18 protein-coding genes are annotated in these 21,249 nt (G+C 69.4%); 13 read left to right on the forward strand and 5 right to left on the reverse strand.

Annotated elements, in window-relative coordinates:
• The first annotated feature begins 182 nt into the window (after window positions 1-182).
• The 4 genes from miaA (at window position 183) to ggt (ending at window position 4,369) form a co-directional block, all read left to right on the forward strand.
• Window positions 183-1,187: a tRNA (adenosine(37)-N6)-dimethylallyltransferase MiaA gene (gene miaA / locus EV648_RS31900; protein WP_132298829.1), complete on the forward strand. Its 1,005-nt coding sequence runs from the start codon at window positions 183-185 to the stop codon at window positions 1,185-1,187.
• Window positions 1,174-1,701: a SigE family RNA polymerase sigma factor gene (locus tag EV648_RS31905; RefSeq protein ID WP_132298830.1), complete on the forward strand. Its 528-nt coding sequence runs from the start codon at window positions 1,174-1,176 to the stop codon at window positions 1,699-1,701. The genes miaA and EV648_RS31905 overlap by 14 nt, the downstream gene beginning before the upstream one ends.
• A 1-nt stretch (window position 1,702) precedes the next feature.
• Window positions 1,703-2,416: a hypothetical protein gene (locus EV648_RS31910; protein ID WP_132298831.1), complete on the forward strand. Its 714-nt coding sequence runs from the start codon at window positions 1,703-1,705 to the stop codon at window positions 2,414-2,416.
• A 96-nt stretch (window positions 2,417-2,512) separates the two neighbouring features.
• Window positions 2,513-4,369: a gamma-glutamyltransferase gene (gene ggt, locus EV648_RS31915; protein WP_132298832.1), complete on the forward strand. Its 1,857-nt coding sequence runs from the start codon at window positions 2,513-2,515 to the stop codon at window positions 4,367-4,369.
• A 52-nt stretch (window positions 4,370-4,421) separates the two neighbouring features.
• Here ggt and EV648_RS31920 read toward each other — a convergent pair whose 3' ends face one another.
• A complete protein-coding gene (locus EV648_RS31920; protein ID WP_132298833.1) occupies window positions 4,422-5,564 on the reverse strand; it encodes a M20/M25/M40 family metallo-hydrolase in 1,143 nt (380 codons plus the stop codon).
• Window positions 5,565-5,705: 141 nt separating this feature from the next.
• Here EV648_RS31920 and EV648_RS31925 point away from each other — a divergent pair, with 141 nt between their 5' ends.
• From EV648_RS31925 to EV648_RS31945, 5 genes are read left to right on the forward strand one after another with little or no spacing between them, the layout of a single operon-like run.
• Window positions 5,706-6,485, forward strand: a complete 780-nt coding sequence (locus EV648_RS31925; protein WP_132298834.1) for a GNAT family N-acetyltransferase — start codon at window positions 5,706-5,708, stop codon at window positions 6,483-6,485.
• Complete coding sequence (locus EV648_RS31930) at window positions 6,478-7,137, forward strand: MurR/RpiR family transcriptional regulator (protein ID WP_132191549.1); 660 nt, start codon at window positions 6,478-6,480, stop codon at window positions 7,135-7,137. The genes EV648_RS31925 and EV648_RS31930 overlap by 8 nt, the downstream gene beginning before the upstream one ends.
• A gap of 16 nt (window positions 7,138-7,153) precedes the next feature.
• Complete coding sequence (menC, locus tag EV648_RS31935; protein WP_132298835.1) at window positions 7,154-8,275, forward strand: o-succinylbenzoate synthase; 1,122 nt, start codon at window positions 7,154-7,156, stop codon at window positions 8,273-8,275.
• Between the two features lie 47 nt (window positions 8,276-8,322).
• Window positions 8,323-9,837: a Na+/H+ antiporter NhaC family protein gene (locus tag EV648_RS31940; protein WP_132298836.1), complete on the forward strand. Its 1,515-nt coding sequence runs from the start codon at window positions 8,323-8,325 to the stop codon at window positions 9,835-9,837.
• A complete protein-coding gene (locus EV648_RS31945) occupies window positions 9,834-11,402 on the forward strand; it encodes an amidohydrolase family protein (protein WP_132298837.1) in 1,569 nt (522 codons plus the stop codon). Before EV648_RS31940 ends, EV648_RS31945 begins: the two co-directional genes overlap by 4 nt.
• A gap of 1 nt (window position 11,403) precedes the next feature.
• Here the strand turns inward: EV648_RS31945 and EV648_RS31950 are convergent, their stop codons facing one another.
• Window positions 11,404-11,673: a hypothetical protein gene (locus EV648_RS31950; RefSeq protein ID WP_132298838.1), complete on the reverse strand. Its 270-nt coding sequence runs from the start codon at window positions 11,671-11,673 to the stop codon at window positions 11,404-11,406.
• A 23-nt stretch (window positions 11,674-11,696) separates the two neighbouring features.
• Here EV648_RS31950 and dapF point away from each other — a divergent pair, with 23 nt between their 5' ends.
• Both dapF and hflX read left to right on the forward strand, forming a co-directional pair.
• Window positions 11,697-12,545 carry a diaminopimelate epimerase gene (gene dapF, locus EV648_RS31955; RefSeq protein ID WP_132298839.1) on the forward strand — a complete coding sequence of 283 codons (849 nt, stop codon included), beginning with the start codon at window positions 11,697-11,699 and terminating at the stop codon, window positions 12,543-12,545.
• A gap of 82 nt (window positions 12,546-12,627) precedes the next feature.
• Window positions 12,628-14,142 (forward strand): GTPase HflX, encoded by a 1,515-nt coding sequence (gene hflX / locus EV648_RS31960; RefSeq protein WP_132298840.1) that lies wholly within the window; start codon window positions 12,628-12,630, stop codon window positions 14,140-14,142.
• 63 nt (window positions 14,143-14,205) lie between these two features.
• Here the strand turns inward: hflX and EV648_RS31965 are convergent, their stop codons facing one another.
• From EV648_RS31965 to EV648_RS31975, 3 genes are all read right to left on the reverse strand, one after another.
• Window positions 14,206-15,069 carry a helix-turn-helix transcriptional regulator gene (locus tag EV648_RS31965; RefSeq protein WP_132298841.1) on the reverse strand — a complete coding sequence of 288 codons (864 nt, stop codon included), beginning with the start codon at window positions 15,067-15,069 and terminating at the stop codon, window positions 14,206-14,208.
• A 52-nt stretch (window positions 15,070-15,121) separates the two neighbouring features.
• On the reverse strand, window positions 15,122-16,540 hold the full coding sequence (locus tag EV648_RS31970) for an MFS transporter (protein ID WP_199234924.1): 1,419 nt from the start codon (window positions 16,538-16,540) through the stop codon (window positions 15,122-15,124).
• A 202-nt stretch (window positions 16,541-16,742) separates the two neighbouring features.
• Complete coding sequence (locus tag EV648_RS31975; protein WP_132298842.1) at window positions 16,743-19,118, reverse strand: immune inhibitor A domain-containing protein; 2,376 nt, start codon at window positions 19,116-19,118, stop codon at window positions 16,743-16,745.
• A 238-nt stretch (window positions 19,119-19,356) separates the two neighbouring features.
• Here EV648_RS31975 and macS point away from each other — a divergent pair, with 238 nt between their 5' ends.
• Window positions 19,357-20,511, forward strand: coding sequence for a MacS family sensor histidine kinase (gene macS, locus EV648_RS31980; RefSeq protein ID WP_132298843.1), 1,155 nt, complete (start codon window positions 19,357-19,359; stop codon window positions 20,509-20,511).
• Entirely contained in the window at window positions 20,508-21,149 is a 642-nt protein-coding gene (locus EV648_RS31985; RefSeq protein ID WP_132298844.1) for a response regulator transcription factor, read from the forward strand. Before macS ends, EV648_RS31985 begins: the two co-directional genes overlap by 4 nt.
• Window positions 21,150-21,249 lie beyond the last annotated feature (100 nt).

Consider the following 21,249-nt stretch of genomic DNA (forward strand, 5'->3'; position numbering starts at 1 on the left):
GCTGCGATTGTGTTCGGCCCCCCGATCGCGCCCGAATCGAATCGGCACTGTGCGGTCCGGACCAGAACTCCTTGGCTAGTTCTTATCGAACTCATCAGCAGACCACAACCCTTTCCACCGGTCTTGTCCGATTGTTCACGCCCGACCGGCCGGACCGGCGGCGGCACTGTCACACTGGTCTGATGGTCGAGTCCCTCGTCGTCGCGGTCGTCGGTCCCACGGCGGCCGGCAAGTCCGACCTCGCGGTTGCCCTGTGCAAGGAAATTCCCGGCGGGGACAACCTCGCCGGCCAGCCCCCGGGCGAGGTGGTCAACGCCGACGCCATGCAGGTCTACCGCGGCATGGACATCGGTACGGCGAAGATCACCGCCGCCGAACAACAGGGAGTCCCGCACCACCTGCTCGACATCCTCGACGTGACCGAAACGGCAACGGTGGCGGAGTTCCAGCAACTCGCCCGGACTGCGATCGACGACTGCCTCAGCCGCCGGCGGGTCCCCGTCCTGGCCGGTGGTTCGGCCCTCTACGTCCGGGCGATCCTCGACGACTTCGTCTTCCCCGGCACGGATCCCGCGGTACGGGAGCGGTTGGAGGCCGAGCTCGAGCAGCACGGGTCCGGCGCGTTGCACCGCCGCCTCGCCGAGGTCGACGCCGCCGCCGCGCAGCAGATCCTGCCGAGCAACGGCCGCCGGATCGTCCGCGCGCTCGAGGTCATCGAGATCACCGCGGGCCCGTACGTCGCGACGCTGCCGGAGCACAAGTACATCTACGAGGGCGCCGTCCAGATCGGCCTCGACGTACCGCGGCCGGTGCTCGACGAGCGGATCGGCCGCCGGGTCGACCGGATGTTCGAGCAGGGCTTCGTCGACGAGGTGCGCGACCTACTGGGCAAAGGCCTGCTCGAAGGCCGTACTGCGAACCGCGCGCTCGGGTACTCCCAGGTGATCGCCTTGCTGCGTGGCGAGATCTCCGAGGAGGAGGCGCGCGAGCGGACCGCCCAGACGACCAGGAGATTCGCTCGCAGGCAGGACTCCTGGTTCCGCAAGGATCCGCGGATCACCTGGCTTCGCTACGACGACCCGGACCTGGTGGCACGCGCCTTGTCCGTAGTACAAGGCAACCGCGGTGAGGTCACCGGCGTAGTCGGGGTGGAAGAGGGCCTGGGGGCTGTCGATGCGAGGGGGTGATCGTGAGGCCGAGTTCCGCGAGTACCTGATCGCGGACCGCACCAGACTGATGAGAACGGCGATGCTGCTCACCGCGGGGGATGTGCACACCGCCGAGGATCTGGTCCAGACCGCCTGCACCCGGGTGTACGTGCACTGGCATCGGATCCGGCACGAGGGCGCCGGACCGTATGCGCATCGCATCCTGGTGAACGCCTTCCTGGACGAGCGCCGCTGGGCCGGCCGCCACCCCGAGGTGGTGACCGCGGAGACGTTCGAGCCGAGGCTGAGCGAGGAGCCGGACCAGGTCGACACTCTGGCCGTCCGGCGTGCCCTGCTGGACCTCGCGCCGCGGCAGCGAGCCGTCCTGGTGCTGCGGTACTTCGAGGATCTCGACGTGGCGACCTGCGCGCGGATCCTGGAGTGCACCGAGGGCACCGTGAAGAGCCAGACCGCGAAAGCGCTGAAAAGACTGAAGGATCTGATGGCCGAGGAACCCGATCCCGCCACGGATCCCGCGACCGGGAGCAGTTGACGTGGACGACGTGAAGAGGTTGCTGGAGGGGTTCGCCGACCGTGCGGTCGACGGCCTCCCGGCAGCCGACGTGGAGGCCGACGTGGCGCGCGGGCGTCGCGCGCTGCGCCGGATCAGGACCCGGCGCCGGGTCACCGGCGTGCTGTGTGCCGCCGTCGTGACCACCGCCGTGCTCGCCATCGGCAACCAGGTGAAGTGGTGGGGCGGTGGCGGGACGGAGGTCGCCACCGGCTCGGACGAGGCCGGTGCCAGTGCCAGCGCCAGTGCCAGTACCGAGGCGGCCGGGACGGCAACGCCGGCGACCGGTGCGGACCAGGCCGGCGAGTCGGCGTCGGTCTTCGCCGGAGCGATGATCGAACTGACGGCGAACAGCCACGCCTGGAGCAACATCGACTGCGCGCTCGCGCCGCAGGGCTGGACGCCGGAGGCGCCTGTGACCACCGACCGGGTCGTGCTGACGCCGCCGCTGGTACGGACCTCATCGGACAGCGCCTCGGAGTTGGTGTTGCAGGCGGCACCGGAGGCGCGCAGCCTGCAGGCGGTCCGAGTGACCGAAGCCGACGGCAAGGTCTTCCACGTCGGCACCGAGGCCGGCCGCGCGGCCGGGCAGGTGAAGCTCGGCGAGCGGTGGCTGCTGGTCCAACTGCCGGTGGGGGACAAGGACTGGAACGACGAGATCCTCCGTCGCTTCATGGGGTCCTGCAAGGTCTCCTGACCCGTCCTCCAGAACTGGACTCGCCAGAAGTGGCGCACACCGTGCGAACGCGGTAGGCAGGGCCTGTCCCTGTACGCCGATCTCTGCGAGGACCCAGTGAGACCGAAAAGCTTCGCCGCGACCCTGACGGCCGGCGCGCTCGTCCTGACCGGCCTGACCGCGAGCACGGCCACGGCAACGGGCACCGCCCCGACGAAGGACGTCGGCCAGCACGCGCCGCGGCCACCTGTGAAGAACGCGACCGCGATCGGCTTCGGTGGCGCTGTCGCCTCGGTCGACGCCGACGCCACGAACATCGGCCTGTCCGTACTGCGGCGCGGCGGCAACGCGGTCGACGCGGCCGTCGCGACCGCCGCCGCGCTCGGAGTTACCGAGCCGTACTCCGCCGGCGTCGGCGGTGGCGGGTACTTCGTCTACTACGACGCGAAGAGCCGCAAGGTGTCCACGATCGACGGCCGGGAGACCGCGCCCGCGGAGATGCTGACCGACGCGTTCATCGACCCGGCGACGGGCAAGCCGTACAACTTCTTCCCCGAGCTGGTCACCTCCGGCGTCTCCGTCGGGGTTCCCGGCACGCTGGCCACCTGGGACTCCGCCCTGCACCAGTGGGGATCGCTGTCTCTGGGCAAGGCGTTGAAGCCTGCCGCCGAACTGGCCGATCGCGGCTTCGTCGTCGATGCGACGTTCCGCAGCCAGACGCTGGACAACAAGGCCCGGTTCTCAGCGATCGTGCCGACGGCCAAGCTGTTCCTGCCCGGCGGCGACGCCCCGCAGGTCGGCTCGGTGTTCAAGAACAAGGAACTCGCCCGGACCTACGAGTTGCTGGGCAAGAAGGGTCCGGCGGCCTTCTACGGCGGGCCGCTCGCGCAGGAGATCGCCACGGTGGTGCAGACGCCGCCGAAGGTCGCCGGGACCACCCTGCCGGTCAAGGCGGGGAAGCTGACGACGGCGGACCTCGCGAAGTACAAGGTGATCAAGCGGGACCCGACGAAGGTCCGGTACGACGGGCTGGACGTGTACGGGATGGCGCCCTCGTCCTCGGGCGGGACGACGGTGGGGGAGGCGCTGAACATCCTGGCGCCGAAGAAGTTGTCGACGCTGTCGACCCCGCAGGCACTGCACACGTACCTCGAGGCATCGGCGCTGTCGTTCGCGGATCGGGGTGCGTATGTCGGTGACCCGGCCTTCGTGAACGTGCCGACCAAGGAACTCCTGTCGCCCGGGTTCGGGGCCGAGCGGTCCTGCCTGATCGACCCGGCGAAGGCGTCGATCAAGCCGCTGAAGGCCGGTTCGCCGGATGGTTCGTACGCGCCGTGCGCTTCGGGTGTCGCGACGCAGGAACGTCCGGACACCGAGGGCCTGTCGACCACCCATCTCGTGGCCGCCGACAAGTGGGGCAACGTGGTGTCGTACACGCTGACGATCGAGCAGACCGGTGGCAGTGGCATCACCGTCCCGGGCCGCGGATTCCTGCTGAACAACGAGCTCACGGACTTCTCGGCGGTCTACGACGAGGCCGACCCGAACCGCATCCAGCCGGGCAAGCGGCCGCGCTCGTCGATGTCGCCGACGATCGTGCTGCGCAACGGCAAGCCGTTCCTCGCGCTCGGTTCGCCGGGTGGATCGACCATCATCACGACGGTCCTCCAGACGCTCACCAACCGGCTGGACCGCGGGATGACGCTCCCCGAGGCGGTTGCCGCGCCGCGAGCCTCCCAGCGGAACACGGCCAACGTCACCGCCGAACCGCCGTTCATCGACGCCTACGGCACCGCGCTGAAGCCGTACGGCCACGTTCTCGTCCCCTCAGGTGATGCCCTCACCTCAGCGGCCGAGATCGGCGCTGTCGCAGCCCTCGAAGTACTACCCGGAGGCGGCTACCTGGCCGCAGCCGAACCGAAGCGCCGCGGCGGCGGCGCCGCCGGCACAGTCCACCAACTCTGGCCGCGCTGACTCACCATCAAGGCAGCACCCCGTCGCCACTGGCGGCGGGGTGCTGTCCTGTTCAGAGGGTGGTGATGATCGCGGCGATCAGGGCAGCGCGCTCGGGAAGGCTGGCCGCGACGATCTGCTCGTTGGTCGCGTGTGCGCCCTTTCCCACCGGGCCGAAGCCATCAAGACTGGGTACCCCGAGCCAGCCCGTGAGGTTCGTGTCCGCAGCGCCGGCCGCGACCGCGCCGCCGACCTCCTGGCCGACCGAACGACCCGCAGCCGCGACCTTCGCCAACAGCTCATCGCCTTCAGCAGAGGGCTGCCAGGCAGGCCGATTCGAGATCACCGACACCTGCACTCGTGCACCGTCCCGCACCGGCTCAAACTTGCCGATCGAGTCGAGCACAGCCCGCTCGGTGTCGGGATCGATGAAGCGGAAGCCGATCTCCGCCGAAGCGGTCCCCGGTACGACGTTCGTCCGCCCGCCGCCGGTGATGGTGCCGACATTGCACAGCACGTCGTCGAAGGACCCGACGAGCGAGCGTACGGCGATCAACTGGTCGACCAGTTCGTCGATCGCGGACACGCCGGACTCCGGATCCAGCGCGGCGTGCGCCTCCCGCCCGGTGATCTCGATCCGGACCCGGCTGCTGCCGCGACGGGCGGTCTTCAGATCGCCGTTCGGGTGCGGAGGTTCGAGCCCGAGCGCGGCGACCACCCCTTCCGACTCCGCGGTGACCAGCTCACGGGCCGAGGGTGAACCGACCTCCTCGTCAGCGACCACCACGATCCGCACCGGCCGATGATCGGCCTCTTGCTCCGCGATCAGTCGCAGCGCGGTCTCGAGGACGACCAGGCCGCCCTTCATGTCGAAGACCCCCGGCCCGTGGACGATGCCGTCCTCCTCGCGCCAGGGCATCGAGCCGTCGAGCTGACCCACCGGCCACACCGTGTCGTGGTGGGCCAGGAAGAGGAGCGGCGGCTTCTCCGCCAAAGGACCCCGGCCGGGCAGGTTCGCGACGACGTGGTCACCTGTTGCCGCGGGCACCCGTCGGGCGGTGCCACCGAGGTCGGCGTACCGGGCGACGAGGCGGTCGGCGAACGCGTTCAGCGCGTCCGCATCACCCGTCGGAGTCTCGTGCGCGACGTACTCCTGCAACCGCTCGAGCATCCGCGCGGCCTGTCCGGCTGCCGCCTGCTGCCATCCGTTCTCCATGATAGTGAACGTATCATCAACGACTCCCCGGTGTTGTCTCCTGTATTTCGCCTGTCGGACAGGCATTGACCTGAGATTTCTCAACGGGTTAACTCAGCAGCGAAACAAGATCCGTTACGTATCTTTGGTTGCAGGAGATCGATGACAGCGCACCGCACGGCCGGCGGGTTCCGTACCGTCACTCTCACCACCCCGGCGCAGTTCGCGGAGGCGGCCGCGCTCTACCGCGCTGTCTTCGGCTATCAGCACCCCGATTACGCGCTCAACCCGCGTCTGCTCGGTGCGCTGGTGGCAAACGGCGGCTCCGTAGTGGGAGTGCTGGACACCGCGGACAGGCTGGTCGCCCTCGCCTACGGGTTCTGCGGCACGGACGGCCTGAACCTCTACCACTACTCGCAGACGGCAGTGGTCGCCGCCGACCAGCAGGGCCTCGGCCTCGGCAGACTCCTCAAGCGGGCACAGCGCGAGATCGCCCTGGCGAACGGGATGACGTCGATGCGCTGGACCTACGACCCGTTCCAGACCCGCAACGCGCACTTCAACCTGGACGTCCTCGGCGCCCGCGGCCGTTGGTTCAAGCCCGACCTGTACGGCGAACCCGGCACCGACCGCGTCGTCGTCGAGTGGGACCTGCGCGGCGGAGACCACCCGAATCCGTCACGGATCTCTCCGGTGGAACCGACCGAAGCGGACTGGGGCATCCCGGCAGGCGACGGTGACGAACTGTGGCTGGCACTCCCGGCCGACTTCGCAGCCCTCAGCGCAACCCGCCCGGACGTCGCCGACCAGGTCCGCCGCGACGTGCGCTCCGCGTTCGCCGACCTGCTCGGCAAGGGCCTGGTCGCGATCTCCTGCCAGCGGGTCGACGCCGATACCGCGGTCTACTTCTTCGGGCCGGCCCAGGAGGCGACCGATGTCTGAAGCCGAGGAGCGACGGGCTCTCAACCGTGAACTCGCCAGCCCGCACGAGCGGTACGACGCCCGCCTGCAGCGCAGGTCCTCCACCCTGCTGCAGCAGCGGGTGGTCGAGCAGGAGCGGGCCTCGATCGCCGAGGCGCTCGACCTGATCCTCGCCGACGACTCGATCGCCCGGGCCGCGGCCCGGATCGTCGCCGCTCGGCGCAGGTTCATCGTCGGCTCGAGCAAGTCCTTCTCGTACGCGTCCCTGCTCGCCTTCGACCTCAGCGCCGGGCTCTCGCACGTGACGCTGATCGACGGCACCGTGGTCCGCAGCGTCGACGTGCTCTCCGACGTCCGCTCGAGCGACCTGATGGTGGCGTTCTCGTTGCGCCGCTACCGGCGGGACACCGTCGAGGTCGCGCGCCGGTTCGTCGAGGCCGGTGGCGAACTCGTCGCGATCACCGATTACGACGACGCCCCGCTGGCCGACATCGCGGACCAGTGCATCTACGTGGCGACCGGCAGCGCGTCGTACGTGGACTCGCCGACCGTCGTCGCCGCCGTTCTGCACGTGCTGGCGACCCTGACCACCGCGAGCGCCAAGGGTGCCCGCCGTCGGCTCGGGGAACGGGACCGGCTGAACACCGAACTGGGGCTGTATGTCGTCGACTGAACCGAAGGGAACTCCTGTGCGCGTCACCGCCGCCCGGCTGCATCGGGTCCGGCTGCCGCTGGTCCACGCCTTCGCGACCAGCTCGCACCGCAAGGCCGAGCTGGACCACATCCTGGTGGAGCTGGAGGACGCCTCCGGCGCGATCGGCTGGGGCGAGATCGCCTCGCCGTCCGACCCGTACTACGCGCCGGAGACGGTGGAGTCGAGCTGGCACATCGCCGAGCGCTATCTGCTCCCGGCCGTGCTCGGGCGGGAGTGGGACGAGCCCGAGCAGGTGCCGCGGTTCTGGGCGAAGGTGCGGGGCAACCAGTTCGCCAAGGCCGGGGTGGACGTCGCCGCCTGGGTGCTCTGGTCCACCCTGCGCGGAGTCCCGCTGGCCAAGGCGCTCGGCGGCACCCGCTCCGAGGTCACCGCGGGCGTCTCCCTCGGGATCGAGCCGACCATCGACGACCTGCTCACCGAAGTACGGCGTCAGGTGGACGCCGGCTACCCGCGGGTGAAGCTGAAGATCGCGCCCGGCTGGGACGTCGAGCCGGTGCGCGCGGTCCGCGCGGAGTACCCGGACCTCGATCTGCATGTCGATGCCAACGGCATCTATTCGGAGTCCGCCGAGCACCTGGCCGCCCTGCTGGCGCTCGACGAGTTCGGGCTGACGATGATCGAGCAGCCGTTCGCCCCGCGCAACCTGCTCGCGCACACCAGGCTGCAGCGCGCGGTGGAGACGCCGGTCTGCCTGGACGAGAGCGTGGAGACGCTGGACGACCTGGAGACGGCGTTGTCGCTCGAGGCGCTGCGGGTGCTCAACATCAAGGTGTCGCGGATGGGCGGGTTGACCGCCGCCCGGGCCGCGCACGATCTGGCCCGGCAGTCGGGGATCGCGGTCTGGTGCGGTGGCATGCACGAGTTCGGCATCGGCCGCGCGGCGAATGTCGCACTGTCCAGCCTGCCCGGCTTCACCCTCCCGTCCGACGTCTCGGCCTCGGAGAAGTACTACGCGCGCGACGTGGTGACCCCACCGGTCGTCGCGCGCCGAGGCGTCGTACAGGTGCCGGAGTCAGCCGGTCTCGGCCACGGTGTCGACACCGACCTGATCGCCGCCAACACGGTTGCCTCCATCACCGCCACCACCACAATCTGACGCGCTCTGCCGCGCATTGACCGCCCCCCACGACAGAACAGGACCCCATGAGCCAGCACGAGAACAGCACGGCACCACCGACGACCACTCCGGACGAGTCCGTTCCGGAGAAGACCGTTCCGGGCAAGGGCGCTCAGGCGAAGAGGGCGCCGGAGCAGGGTGCGAACGCCTATGACGTTGCGCTGCCGCCCGGTCGCCGCCGGGTGGTCAACCTGCTCGCGGCCGTCGGCCTGGTGGCCTCGATCGTGGCCGGCCTGGCGACCGACGGCCCGACGCTGTGGGGCCTGTTGCCGATCGTGATGTACGCCGTGTTGTGCCTGCTCGGCATGGACATCGTCGTCGGCACGGTGCTCGCGGTGCTGTCCGGCGTCCTCATCGTCGGCCTGAGCCCGCTCGAGACCGGCACGTTGCTGGGGGAGTCGCTGGCCGATTCGGTCACCGCGATCGGCCTGATCATCGTGCTGGGCGCCGGCGTCGGCGAGGTGCTCCGGGTCACCGGTGTCGCTTCGACGATCGTGCACGGCGTGATGCGGATGGTCGGGGACCGCAGCCGTACGGCGGTCGTCCTCGGCGTGATGATCGCCTGTCTGGTGCTGGTCGCGAGTCTCGGCACGCTGGCGGGCGCGCTGGCAATCGCCGCGCCGATCGTGCTGCCTATCACCGCGCGTCTCGGCTACACCCGCTCGGCCACCGCCTCGATGCTGTTCATCGGCGGCTGTGCCGGGCTGACCGTGGCACCGTTCGCCGGTTCGAACGTGGCGATCATGACCGCGGCGGACGTCAGCTACCTCACCTACCTCGGGTACGGCGCCGGTCCGCTGGCGGTGCTCTCCCTGCTGCTCGGGCCGTTCGTAGTCGCCTACATCCAGCGCCGCACGGTCCGGACCGGCGACGAGTACGACCTGAGCGAACTCGTCACCGACGACAGCGCCCACACCGCCCGGGCGCCACGGGCGGCGACGATCGCGTTCATCGTCGCGCTGGTCGTCAGCGTCGTCTACGCGACCATCACCGAGGCCGGCACCAACTTCCCGCTGCTGGCGCTGCCACTGCTCGGTGTCGTCACCGGCATCGCCGGGCGGTTGCCCGCGCGCGACATCGCCGAGCACATGTACCGCGGTGGCGCCAAGCTGATCAGCATCCTGCTGCTGTTCTGGTTGCTCGCGGCCCTCTTCGCGCTGATCGACGAACTGGCGCCGTTCAAGGTCATCCTGGACGCGATCGGCCCGGAGCTGGCGACCGTGTCGGGCTTCGGTGTCGCGATCGCGATCGCAGTACTGGGCTGGGTCGGGGTGCCGGGAGCGACAGCGGCGCAGGTCGTCCTGCTCGACAAGGTCTTCGGGACGCTGGCGGCCAGTGCCGGGGTGGGACCTGCCGCCTGGGTCGTGGTGCTGCTGTTCGCCTCGAAGGCCGACACCTACGGGCCGTTCCCGAACGCGAACATGGTCGGCGCGATGGGGCTGGCTCGGTCGTCCAACCTGAAGAACATGATGATCACCGGCTGGCTGATGCTGGTCCCGGCCTGCGTGATGTACGCCGGCATCCTGCTGGTGACGACATGATCGGCGCGATCACCGGCGGCCTCGTGCTGGACGGGACCGGGGCCGACGCGGTCGCCGCGACCGTCCTGATCGACGACGGGCGGATCACGGGATTGCTGCCCGCCGGCGCCGAGCTGCCACCCGGCCTCGAGGTGATCGATGCCGGGGGCAACATCGTGGCGCCGGGCTTCATCGACCTGCACTCGCACGCGGACTTCTCGATGGAGGCCAGCCCGGAGGCCGTCACCCAGCTGCACCAGGGCGTCACCACCCTGGTCACGGGGAACTGCGGCTGGTCGCCGTTCCCGATCACCGACCTGGACCAGATGCGAGCCGGTACTGCGTTCCTGGCGCCGGAGAACAGCTGGTCCTGGCAGGACAGCGGGGGATTCGCGGACGTCCTGGACGGAGCCGGCCTGGCGATCAACATCGCCTTGCAGGTCGGCCATTCGGCGCTCCGGCTGGCTGTCCTCGGTGGTGCCGAGCGCGCACCCTCCGAGGCGGAGCTCGAGCAGATGAAGGCGCTGCTGCGGGACGCCGCCGACCAGGGTGCGGTGGGATTCTCGACGGGCCTGATCTACGCGCCCGGCACCTTCGCCGAGCCGTCCGAGGTAGCCGCGCTGGTTGCCACCGCAGCGGAGTACGGGCTGCTCTATTCCACGCACATCCGCAACGAAGGTGTCCGCCTGCTGGAGGCTCTCGACGAGGCGATCGAGGCCGCCCGGGCCGGTGGCGCCAGGCTGCAGGTCTCTCACCTCAAGGCGATGGGCCCGGCCAACCACGGGAAGGTTCACGCCGCCCTCGAACGCATGGACGAGGCCCGCGCGGACGGGGTGGATGTTGCCTGCGACGTCTATCCGTACACCGCCTCCAGCACCACTCTCACCGCCCGCCTCCCAACTTGGACGATGGAAGGCGGTACTGCGGGTCTGCTCGCGCGCCTCGGCGACACCACCGACCGCACGAAGGTCCTCGACGCAGTACGAGAGCAGGCGATCCTCGATCCGGACAACGTCGTGATCGCGTCGCTTCCGCCGGGGCGCTACCAGGAATGTCGTGGGCAGAGCCTTGCCGAGATCGGCCGGCGGGACGGCGTCGACGGGGCGGAGGCCGCCCTGCGCGTGCTGGAGAGCCACCAGGCCGCGGTGAGCGTCGTCAATCACGGGATGAGCGAGGACGACGTGGTTGCGGTACTGCGTCATCCGTGGACGAGCGTCGCGAGCGACGGCTGGATCCTGCGGGCCACCGGTGAGGGTCACCCGCATCCGCGCAGTTTCGGAACCTTCCCGCGGGTGCTCGGGCGATATGCGCGCGACGGGGCGGTGCTGACCCTGGCGGAGGCTGTCCGCCGGATGACCTCGCTGCCCGCGTCTCGGCTCGGCCTGGACGACCGGGGCGTGGTGAAACCCGGCGCCGTCGCGGACCTCGTAGTACTGGATCCGGAGCTCGTCGCGGACCGGTCGACGTACGACGAGCCGTGGCAGTTGTCCGTCGGCATCGAGCACGTGCTGGTCGCCGGGGAGCCCGTACTGCGCGACGGCGTACCGACCGCGAACCGGCCAGGGCGAGTCCTGCGGAAGGGCTGAGTCAGCGGTTCTTCAGCCGGCGCGGCTCTGTCGGCAGCGGGGGAGGCTTGGCGGGAGTCGGCTCGTCGGCGGGCGCCTCCAGCCAGCCGTCGTGCTCACCCGCCACCTGCTCCAGTACTGCGGGATCGGCGGCGGTCACCACGACCCAGGGGTGATCCTCGTCGTCGTCCTCCCCGTGGAACCGGCCGCGCCGGACCCGTCCGCCCAGCAGTTCGGCCACGGCGTCGGCGTCCTCGCGGTCCCAGAAGTACGCGACGTGCTCGTCTGCCATGGGTCAAACCGTACGATCTCCCTATGAGTACCGGTACCTTCCCCTGGCTGAAGGGGCACGGCACGGAGAACGACTTCGTGCTGCTGCCCGACCCCGACGGGTCCCTGCACGGGGATCTCGATCCCGCGGTGGTGCGGTTCCTCTGCGACCGGTACGCCGGGATCGGGGCGGACGGCGTGCTGCGAGTGATCGAGGGCTCGAAGCAGTCGTACGTCGAGGACGGTGGCGACTGGTTCATGGACTACCGCAACGCGGACGGGTCGATCGCCGAGATGTGCGGCAACGGCATCCGCGTCTTCGCCCGGTACCTCGCGGAGGCGGGCCTGACCGACGGCAAGCCCGTGCGGGTGGGAACCCGGGCCGGGGTCAAGGAGATCGCGCTGAACGACGACGGCACGATCACCGTGGACATGGGCGAACCGGCGTTCCCCGGACCGGCCGGGATCGTTGTCGAGGCCAACGGTCACCAGTGGCCCGCGTTGCACGTGGACATGGGGAATCCGCACGCCGTTGCCTTCGTCGACGAGCTGCGCGAGCCCGGATGGCTGATCGAGCAGCCCGGCTGGACCCCGGTCGAGGCCTTCCCGCACGGCGTGAACGTGGAGTTCGTGGTCCGCAAGGGCCCGAACGAGGTGGAGATGCGCGTACACGAACGCGGCTCGGGGGAGACCCGCTCCTGCGGCACAGGCACCTGCGCCGTCGCGGTCGCCTCAGCCAGGGCCGCGCGGCAGGAAACCCCGGTCACGTACCGGGTCGCAGTACCGGGTGGATCCGTCACCGTCACGTGGCGTGAGGACAACCATCTGGAGCTCACCGGACCGGCTGTCGTGCACGCGCGCGGTGAGTTCGACCGGGCCTGGTTGCCGCTCTGAGCGGGAATCCGGGAGTGCGCCGGGGCGTTGTTACTGAAAACGGGTCGCCCGTATGGGTGGCGCGTGCCACGATGGAAGGTATATGACGACCCATTCGAACGCATACGAAGAGACCGACGTCGACCTCGACCTGCTCCAGGACGACGTGCTCGACGACGAGGACACTTCGTCGGGTTATGACAACGACACTCTGAGTTCCGACGCCCTCGGCACCGAAGGATTGGGCACCGAAGGACTGGAGCTCGAGGAACGCCAGGCGCTGCGGCGCGTGGTGGGGATGTCGACCGAGCTGACCGACATCAGCGAGGTCGAGTACCGCAAACTTCTGCTGGAGCGTGTCCTGCTGGTCGGTGTGTGGACCGACGGCAGCGCCGAGGACGCCGAGAACTCCCTCGCCGAGCTGAAACTGCTCGCCGAGACCGCGGGTTCCGAGGTGCTCGACGGCGTGATCCAGCGGCGCAAGAAGCCGGACCCCGCGACCTTCATCGGTAGCGGCAAGGTCACCGACCTGCGGAACCTGGTCGCGTCGCTCGGCGCCGACACGGTGATCGCGGACGGCGAGCTGGCACCGGCCCAGCTCCGCAACCTGGAAGACAAGCTGAAGGTCAAGGTCGTCGACCGGACCGCGCTGATCCTGGACATCTTCGCCCAGCACGCGAAGAGCAAGGAAGGCAAGGCGCAGGTCGAGCTGGCCCAGCTGCAGTACATGAAGCAGCGGCTGCGTGGTTGGGGTGGGAACCTGTCCCGCCAGGCCGGTGGTCGTGTCGGTGCCGCTGGTGGCGGTATCGGTGGTCGTGGTCCTGGTGAAACCAAGATCGAGACCGACCGGCGACGGATCAACACCAAGATCTCCAAGCTGCGCCGCGAGCTGAAGGACATGAAGGGCACCCGTTCGACCATGCGGCAGGAACGCCGCCGGCACTCGATCCCCTCCGTGGCGATCGCGGGCTACACGAACGCGGGCAAGTCCTCGCTGCTGAACAACATGACGGGCGCCGGCGTCCTGGTCGAGAACGCGCTGTTCGCGACCCTGGACCCGACCACCCGCCGGACCACCACGTCCGACGGCCGGGTCTACACGTTCACCGACACCGTCGGGTTCGTCCGGCACCTGCCGCACGACATCGTCGAGGCGTTCCGCTCGACGCTGGAGGAGGTCGCGGACGCGGATCTGCTGCTGCACGTGGTGGACGGTTCGCACCCGGACCCGATGGCGCAGATCCAGGCGGTCCGCGAGGTGCTCAACGAGATCGGCGCCTCGGACGTCCCGGAGATCATCGTGATCAACAAGGGCGACCTGGCCGACCCGATGGCGCTCGCGCCGATCCTGCACCGGGAGACCGGCGCGATCGTCGTGTCCGCCCGCACGGGTGAAGGCATCGACAAGCTGAGGGCCCTGGTCGAGGCGTCCCTGCCCAGCCCGAACGTCCCGGTCGACCTGCTCCTCCCGTACGACCGCGGCGACCTGGTCTCCCGGATCCACTCCGAGGGCGCGGTGGACCAGTTGGAGCACACGGCCGACGGCACCCGCCTGACCGCCCGGGTCCACGCGGACCTGGCCGGCGACCTCGCGCAGTACGGCGTCGCCGCGCACTGACGGCAAACGAACGGCCGGGCTGGACTCACCCAGCCCGGCCGTTCTGCTGTCTTTGAGCCAGGGTCAGGAGATCTTGAGGTCGGCGGTGCCGCGCTCCAGGAGTTCGAGGGCGACGGCCGAGGGAGAACCGGCCTCCGCGGTGTACATCAGCAGGCGATGCGCTGAGTTGTCCGGGAACTGGACGACCTCGTAGCCGAGCTCCAGCCGGCCGACCACCGGGTGCTGGAAGATCTTCGTCCCGAAGGAGCAGTTCAGTACCGGGTGGGCCGACCACAGCCGGGCGAAGTCGGGGCTCTGCATGGACAGCTCGCCGATCAGCTCGGCCAGGTACCGGTCGTCGGGGTGCCGCCCGGCGACAAGCCGCAGCGAGGCTACCGATCGCTCGGCTTCCAGCTCCCACTGCGCGTACAGCTCCCGAGTGTGCGGATCGAGGAACAGCATCCGGGTCAGGTTCGGGCGGGTGTCCACGGAGCACGGACTGTGCTCGTCGTAGTGCCCGGCCAGCAGCCGGTGGGCGGTGGAGTTCCAGGCGAGCACGTCGCTGCGCCGGTCCATCGCGATCGCGGCCACCCCGCTCATGGCCCCGACCAGGCGGCGGGCGCCTTCCCGGGCCGGTTCTGGCTCCTGGGCCCGCGGCCTGGGGTGGTTGGCCGGGCGGGCCAGATCGCGGAGGTGGGCCGTCTCGTCCTCGTCCAGCCGCAATGCCCGGGCGATCGCGAGCAGGATCTCGTCGGAGGCCTGCTGGCTGTGGCCCTGCTCGAGCCGGGTGTAGTAGGTCATGCTGATCCCGGCCAGCTGGGCGAGCTCCTCGCGACGGAGCCCCGGCACCCGGCGGGCGCCGTACGAGACCAGGCCGACGTCCTCCGGCTGCAGCCGGCCACGCCGGGTGCGCAGGAAGTGTCCGAGCTCGGTCTCCACGATCCTCATCGTAGTTGGCGCTGATCCGGCCCAGCCGGTGACTTTCTCGTGGCAGCACATGTCAGGCCGCCTTCGCCGGGTGGAGGAAGGCGAGCGTGAGGACCGCGGCCAGGACGCACAGGCCCGCGTTCACCCAGATCGCCGTCGTGACTCCGGTGAGCACCTGGGCAGGGCCGTCGCCGCCGCTCATCGCGGCTGTGGCGATGGCGCTCATGACCGGGATGCCCATCGTGATGCCGACCTGCTGACTCATCGTCGTCAGCCCGGTCGCCAGGCCCTGCACCTCGTTCGGCAGGTCGGACGTCGCGGTCACCATGAATCCGACGATGGCGACGAGGTTGGCCACGCCTCCGATGAAGGTGGCGATCAGCAGCAGCGCCATCCAGCCGTCGGACCGGCCGAGGAGCACGAGCGGCAGGGTCGCCGCGGCCTGGAGCAGGAAGCCCGCCACGATCGTCCTGCGCGTGCCCAACCTGCCGAGCACCTTCGGGGCGATGGACCCGCCGACCACAGTGCCGACGCCGAGTACCGCGAACGAGAGCCCGGCCATCAGCGGGGAGTAGCCCAGAACCCGCTGCAGGTAGAGGGTGAGCAGGAAGACCAGCGAGGTCTCGGTGACGAAGGCGAGCAGGCCGGCTAGATTGCCCCAGCGGACGTTGGGCCGGCGCAGTACCCGGAGCGGTACGAGCGGAGCGTCGACGCGGCGCTCGATCAGCAGGAACAGGCTGAGCAACAGCACGCCTACGGCCAGAGCTATCAGAGCCCGGCCATCCGCCCAGGATTCCTCGCCGGCCCGCGTCAGGCCGTAGACGAGGGCCAGCAGACCACCAGTGACCGACAGAGCGCCCCAGAGATCCAGCCGGGGCCGCCGGTCCAGCCGGGTCTCGACGAGCACCCGAGGGGCGACCGCCAGCACCATTGCCGCGACCGGGACGTTGACGAAGAAGGCCCACCGCCAGCTGAGCAGATCGGTCAGCAGGCCACCCAGGATCGCGCCGGTGGTGAATCCGGCGGCCATCAGCGCGCCGTTGAGGCTCAGAGCCCGTTCCCGCAGCCGTCCCTCGGGGAACGACGTGGTCAGCAGGGAGAGCGCGGCCGGGGTGACCGCGGCGGTGGCCAGGCCCTGGGCGATGCGGGCGGCGATCAGCACCGGTGGCGCGGTGGCGATGCCGCCGACGAGCGAGGCGATGCCGAGCAACGCCATCCCGGTCAGGAAGATCCGCTTGCGGCCGAACAGGTCCGCGACCCGGCCGAACAGCAGCGTGAATCCGGCTGCGCAGAGGGCGAACGCGGTGGCGATCCACTGCAGGTTCGCCAGCGAGAAGCCGACGTCCTGGCCGATCACCGGCAGTGCGACGTTCAGGATGGAGAAGTCGACCGCGAGGGTGAAGCCGGCGGTCAGCAGGACGAGCAGGGTGAGCCGTTGTCGCGGGCCGGTCATCCGTTGCGGGTCGGCCGCGGTCAGCTCGACGACTGTCATCGGAGAAGTCCCTTCCAAGGGGTCTTTCCGGAGCGTGTTCTCCGGGCTTCTCCACTGTCGCCTCGTCCGGGCAGGCGTACCTCACTCTGTTCTGCCTAGCACTGCCAGTGACAGGAAGACGGCCGGTGATTCCCCCAGGGGAACCACCGGCCGCCGTCAGTTGCTCAGGGCATCAGATCAGGGCATCCAGATCCTCAGGCCGTCAGTCGCGGCTGGAGATCTTGATCTTCATCGAGGTGTCGGTGCGCGACTGGACCTTGATGTTGACGCCGTTGTTCGGCACCTTGACGCCGTTCTGCGGCTGCAGCGGGTTCCAGTACGACTTGCTGTCGTTGAACGTGGAGACGCCGTCCTGGCCACGGATGTAGCTGGGCTGGCCGTTCACGTGCAGGGTGAAGCTGTCGGCCTTCTCGAGCCCGAACGGGGCGTCGTAGCCGGCCACCCGCGGGCGCCAGATCTGACCGTCGAGACGGTTGATCGGGTCCGGGTGCGAGTCGATCGGGAGGATCAGGCCCTCACCCGGGTGCTGGTTGGTGTTGTTGTTCGCCTGCGAGGTGTCCCAGTACCAGACCAGCAGGCCGTCCTGGTACGGGAAGTGCTCGACCTTGTCCGGCAGGGCCGCACCGAAGCCGAAGTTGTACGGGCCGGTCTTCAGGTACTGGTCGTACGAGACGTAGTTGAGGTGCGAGGCGATGTAGTAGTTGTCGTACAGGGTGGTGATGGTCGCCCCTTGCGAGCTGAAGCCGTTCAGCGTCCAGCCCTCCGGGGAGGCCTCCGCGCCCGAGTCGACCAGCGTGGTCGTGCCCGAGGTCACCTTGATCGCGTCCGCGAAGAAGCCGAAGCCACCAGTGTTCGCGTCCGTGGTGTAGCGCAGTTGCAGGCCGATCGTCTTGCCGGCGTAGGCGGACAGGTCGAACGTGGCCGGTACCCAGCCGTTGCTCTCGCCGTCGATGCCGTTGCCCTCGGCCGGGTTGGTGATGTCGCCCGCGATCGGCTTGTAGCCGGTGCCGTCGTTGACCTCGACGTAGGCGTAGTCACACGCCGTCGTGTCGCAGTCCTCGATCTCCCAGTTCGCCTGCATGGTCAGCGTCGCTGTCCCGGCCGGCAGGGTCACCTGGCGGTTCATCGTGTGGGTGAACTCGTCGCCGCGTCCGCTCCACCATGACTTGCTGCCGACGGGCGGTGTCTGGAGCGCGGTGGTGACACTCTTCTTCGGCAGCGTGACCACCGCGGCCTGGGCCTTGGCGGAGTTGTACTCGTGCGGGCCGAGGTCGAGCGTCTTGTCCTGACCGGCACGGACGATCTCGTAGTCCAGCCAGCCGAGCTGCAGCTTGTCCCAGGCGTTCAGGTCGGCCGCGCGCTCGCCGATGCCGCCGTCGGTCGGTGCGCCCACCCGGCTCTGCGCCATCAGGGTCCACCAGTTGACGCCGTTCTCGATGGCCGGGCCGGAGGTGTCGTACTCGTCCGGCAGGCCGAGGTCGTGCGCGTACTCGTGCGCGAAGACGCTGATGCCGCCGTTCTCCGGCTGGATCGTGTAGTCGCCGACCCACAGGCCGGTGTCGCCGAGCTGGGTGCCGCCGGCCGGGTTGTTGGCCGGGCCGCCTGCGAGACCGACGTACCAGCGGTGCGACCAGATCGCGTCCTCGCCCTGGTGCGGGTCGCCGTCGGCCTGGTCGCCGCCGGCGTGCACGACCTGGAAGTGGTCGATGTAGCCGTCGGGCTCGTTGAAGTTGCCGTCACCGTCGAAGTCGTAGCGGTCCCACTGGTCGAACGTCTTCAGCTCGGCGGTGATCTGCGCGGTGGTGCGGCCGGCCGCCTTCTGGTCGGCGACCCACTGGTTCACGGAGTCGCGGACGAGCGCCCAGGTGTTGTTGCAGACGTTGCCGGTGCACGGGAAGCCGTTGGACCGGCCGTAGCGGGCCTCGTTGTACTGCACCTTCACCCAGTCGGTGACGGTGCCCTCCACGCTGTAGCGCCCGGACGACTGCTTCTCGTAGTAGTTCTTCACCGAGTTGACGTTCGCGCCGGCGCCGAAGTACAGCTGCCGGAAGTGCTCGGGGCTGTAGTCGGCCTGCCAGACGGTGGAGTTGTCCACCGCGCGGTCCGGCTCCGGGATGGCGTTGTGCAGCGGGCCCTCGAAGGTGGTGGGGCCAGGGGTGCCAGGTGCGGTGTCCTGGTCGGGGTAGCTCGGGTGCCGCTCGTTGCCGAACTCGGCGAGCACGACGAAGATCCGGTCGGTCTTCTCCCGGCTCAGCTCGACGTACTGGTCGACCTTGGCCGCCTTGGCACTGCTCTCGCCCTTGGCCCCGGCCGTCTTCTTGCCCAGCTTGACCACGGTGCTGGTGCCGCGCTTCTCCGCCTTGGCGGTGCCGTTGAGGACCTTCGTGAGGGCTTCCTCACGCAGCTCGCGCCGCTTGTCCTCCTGCGGGTTGGGCAGTTCGTCCGGAGCCGAGGCCTCACTCGCGACCGGCGCCGTACCGACTGCCCTGGGCGGTGCGGCGTTGCCGGCCGAGCTCATGCTCAGTCCGAACGTCGCCGCGAGAGCCAGGCTGAACAGCCCGGCAGATACTTTGCGCACGTTTTTCTCCCTGCTCCTCAAAAGCACGCCGCGCGTGGTGACGCGGCGTGTTCATGGCTCCCCCGAGCGTGTCGATTGCCGCGACAGTACGGGGAAAATCGGCCGTGCTGAAGTGGTTCGCGCCAAAAAGTTCCGCAACAGCGGGGAATCATGCACTCACGATCTGAGTAAGACCACTCAGGGCACTGGAGTACGATGACGCAGCGTCGCGGCCCGGGGAATTGGCACACTGTGCGACATGAACGCTGCGCGGCAGGACGTGGGCCGGAACCGGGGTGACTCGGCCGACCTGCTGCTGCCGTTGTGGCGGGCCCTGGTGGTCTTCAGGGTGATCACCTACGGCTTCGCCGTCTTCGGGGTGTGGACCCGCTGGGACGGCATCCGCAACCCCACCGGCGCGGTGATCCAACTGGTGGTGATGGGTCTGTGGACGGTGATCGCCTCCATCGGGTACAGCCGGCACTGGGGACGCCGCAACACCCGGCTGGCCTTCGCCGACCTGATCGTCACCATCGGCTGCATGTACATGACTTTGCTGGCCCAGCCGCTGGTCGACATCCGTGGCGGCGCCTCCGTCCTCACCTCGGTCTGGGCGGCCGGGCCGGTGCTCGCGCTGGCGATCTCCCGCGGCCGCGACGGGGGACTGCTCGGCGCCGCGGCCGTCAGTCTCGCGCTGCTTTCCCTCCGCGGGTTCGACAACGTGTCGAAGGTCCTGAGCAACGTTCAACTGCTGCTGGTCGCGGGCCTGGTCGTCGGGTACGCCGCGACCACGATGCGGCGCGCCAACGCCAGGTTGCGGGAGGCGATCGCCGCCGAGAGCGCCACGGCCGAGCGACTCCGCCTCAGCCGGTCGATCCACGACGGAGTACTGCAGGTGCTCGCGCAGGTGCAGCGGCGGGGCACCGCGATCGGTGGGGAGGCGGTGGAGCTCGCCGCCCTGGCCGCCGAGCAGGAGGTTGCCCTGCGCACCCTGATGGCCTCCCGCCCGGTCAGCGGCGACCGCGGCCGGATCGACCTGTGCATGCTGTTGTTGCCGCTGGCAACCCCCCGGGTGGACGTGGTGGTGCCTGCTCAGCAAGTGCTGCTGCCGACCGCGACGGCGACCGAACTGGTTGCCGCGGTCAAGGAAGCGTTGAGTAACGTGGACAAGCACGCGGGCCCGGAGGCCCGCTGCTGGGTGGTGGTCGAGGATCTCGGTGGCGAGGTGCTGCTCTCCGTCCGCGACGACGGCTCCGGTACGACGCCCGACCAGCTGCTGCGGGCGGGATCCGACGGGCATCTCGGGGTGAGCCAGTCGATCCGCGGCCGGATCACCGATCTCGGCGGCAGCGTCACGGTCCGGACGGCTCCGGGCGAAGGTACCGAGTGGGAGATGAAGGTGACCACTGCATGACGACACGGGTGATGATCGTCGACGACCATCCGATGTGGCGCGAGGGCGTCGCGCGGGACCTCGGCAGTCGCGGGTACGACGTCTGCGCGACCGCGGCGGACGTGGCTGGCGGCATCCGGATCGCCAAGGCGACCAGGCCGGACGTGGTGGTGATGGACCTCCAGCTCGGCGACGGCTCGGGCGTCGACGCCACCCGCGAGATCACCGCCGCGCTGCCGGACACCCGGGTTCTGGTGTTGTCGGCCAGCGCGGAGCAGGCCGACGTACTGGCCGCCGTGAAGAACGGTGCCTCCGGCTACTTGGTGAAGTCGGCGTCCCTGGACGAGTTCGACGACGCAGTACGGCGTACTGCGGAAGGCGACGCCGTGTTCAGCGCAGGGCTGGCCGGGTTGCTCCTGGGGGAGTACAGGCGGCTCGGAGCTGGGCCGGAGGTGCCGCAGCTCACCGAGCGGGAGACAGAGGTACTGCGGCTGGTGGCTCGTGGTCTGACGGCCAGGCAGATCGCCACCAGGTTGGTGTTGTCCCACCGGACCGTCGAGAACCACGTGCAGAACACCCTGCGGAAACTACAGCTCCACAACCGTGCGGAACTCGTCCGCTACGCCATCGAGCACGGGATCGACACGAGCGAGCAGTAGCTAGAGGCCGTTGCTCTAGAGGCCGTTGCTGTAGAGCAGGCGGTTCACCGGGGCGCCGGTGGTGCCGCCGCTGGCCACGTTCGGGGTCGCGTTGGTCTCG

Origin of the sequence: Kribbella sp. VKM Ac-2568 (assembly GCF_004345365.1) — a bacterium.
Lineage (GTDB): Bacteria > Actinomycetota > Actinomycetes > Propionibacteriales > Kribbellaceae > Kribbella > Kribbella orskensis.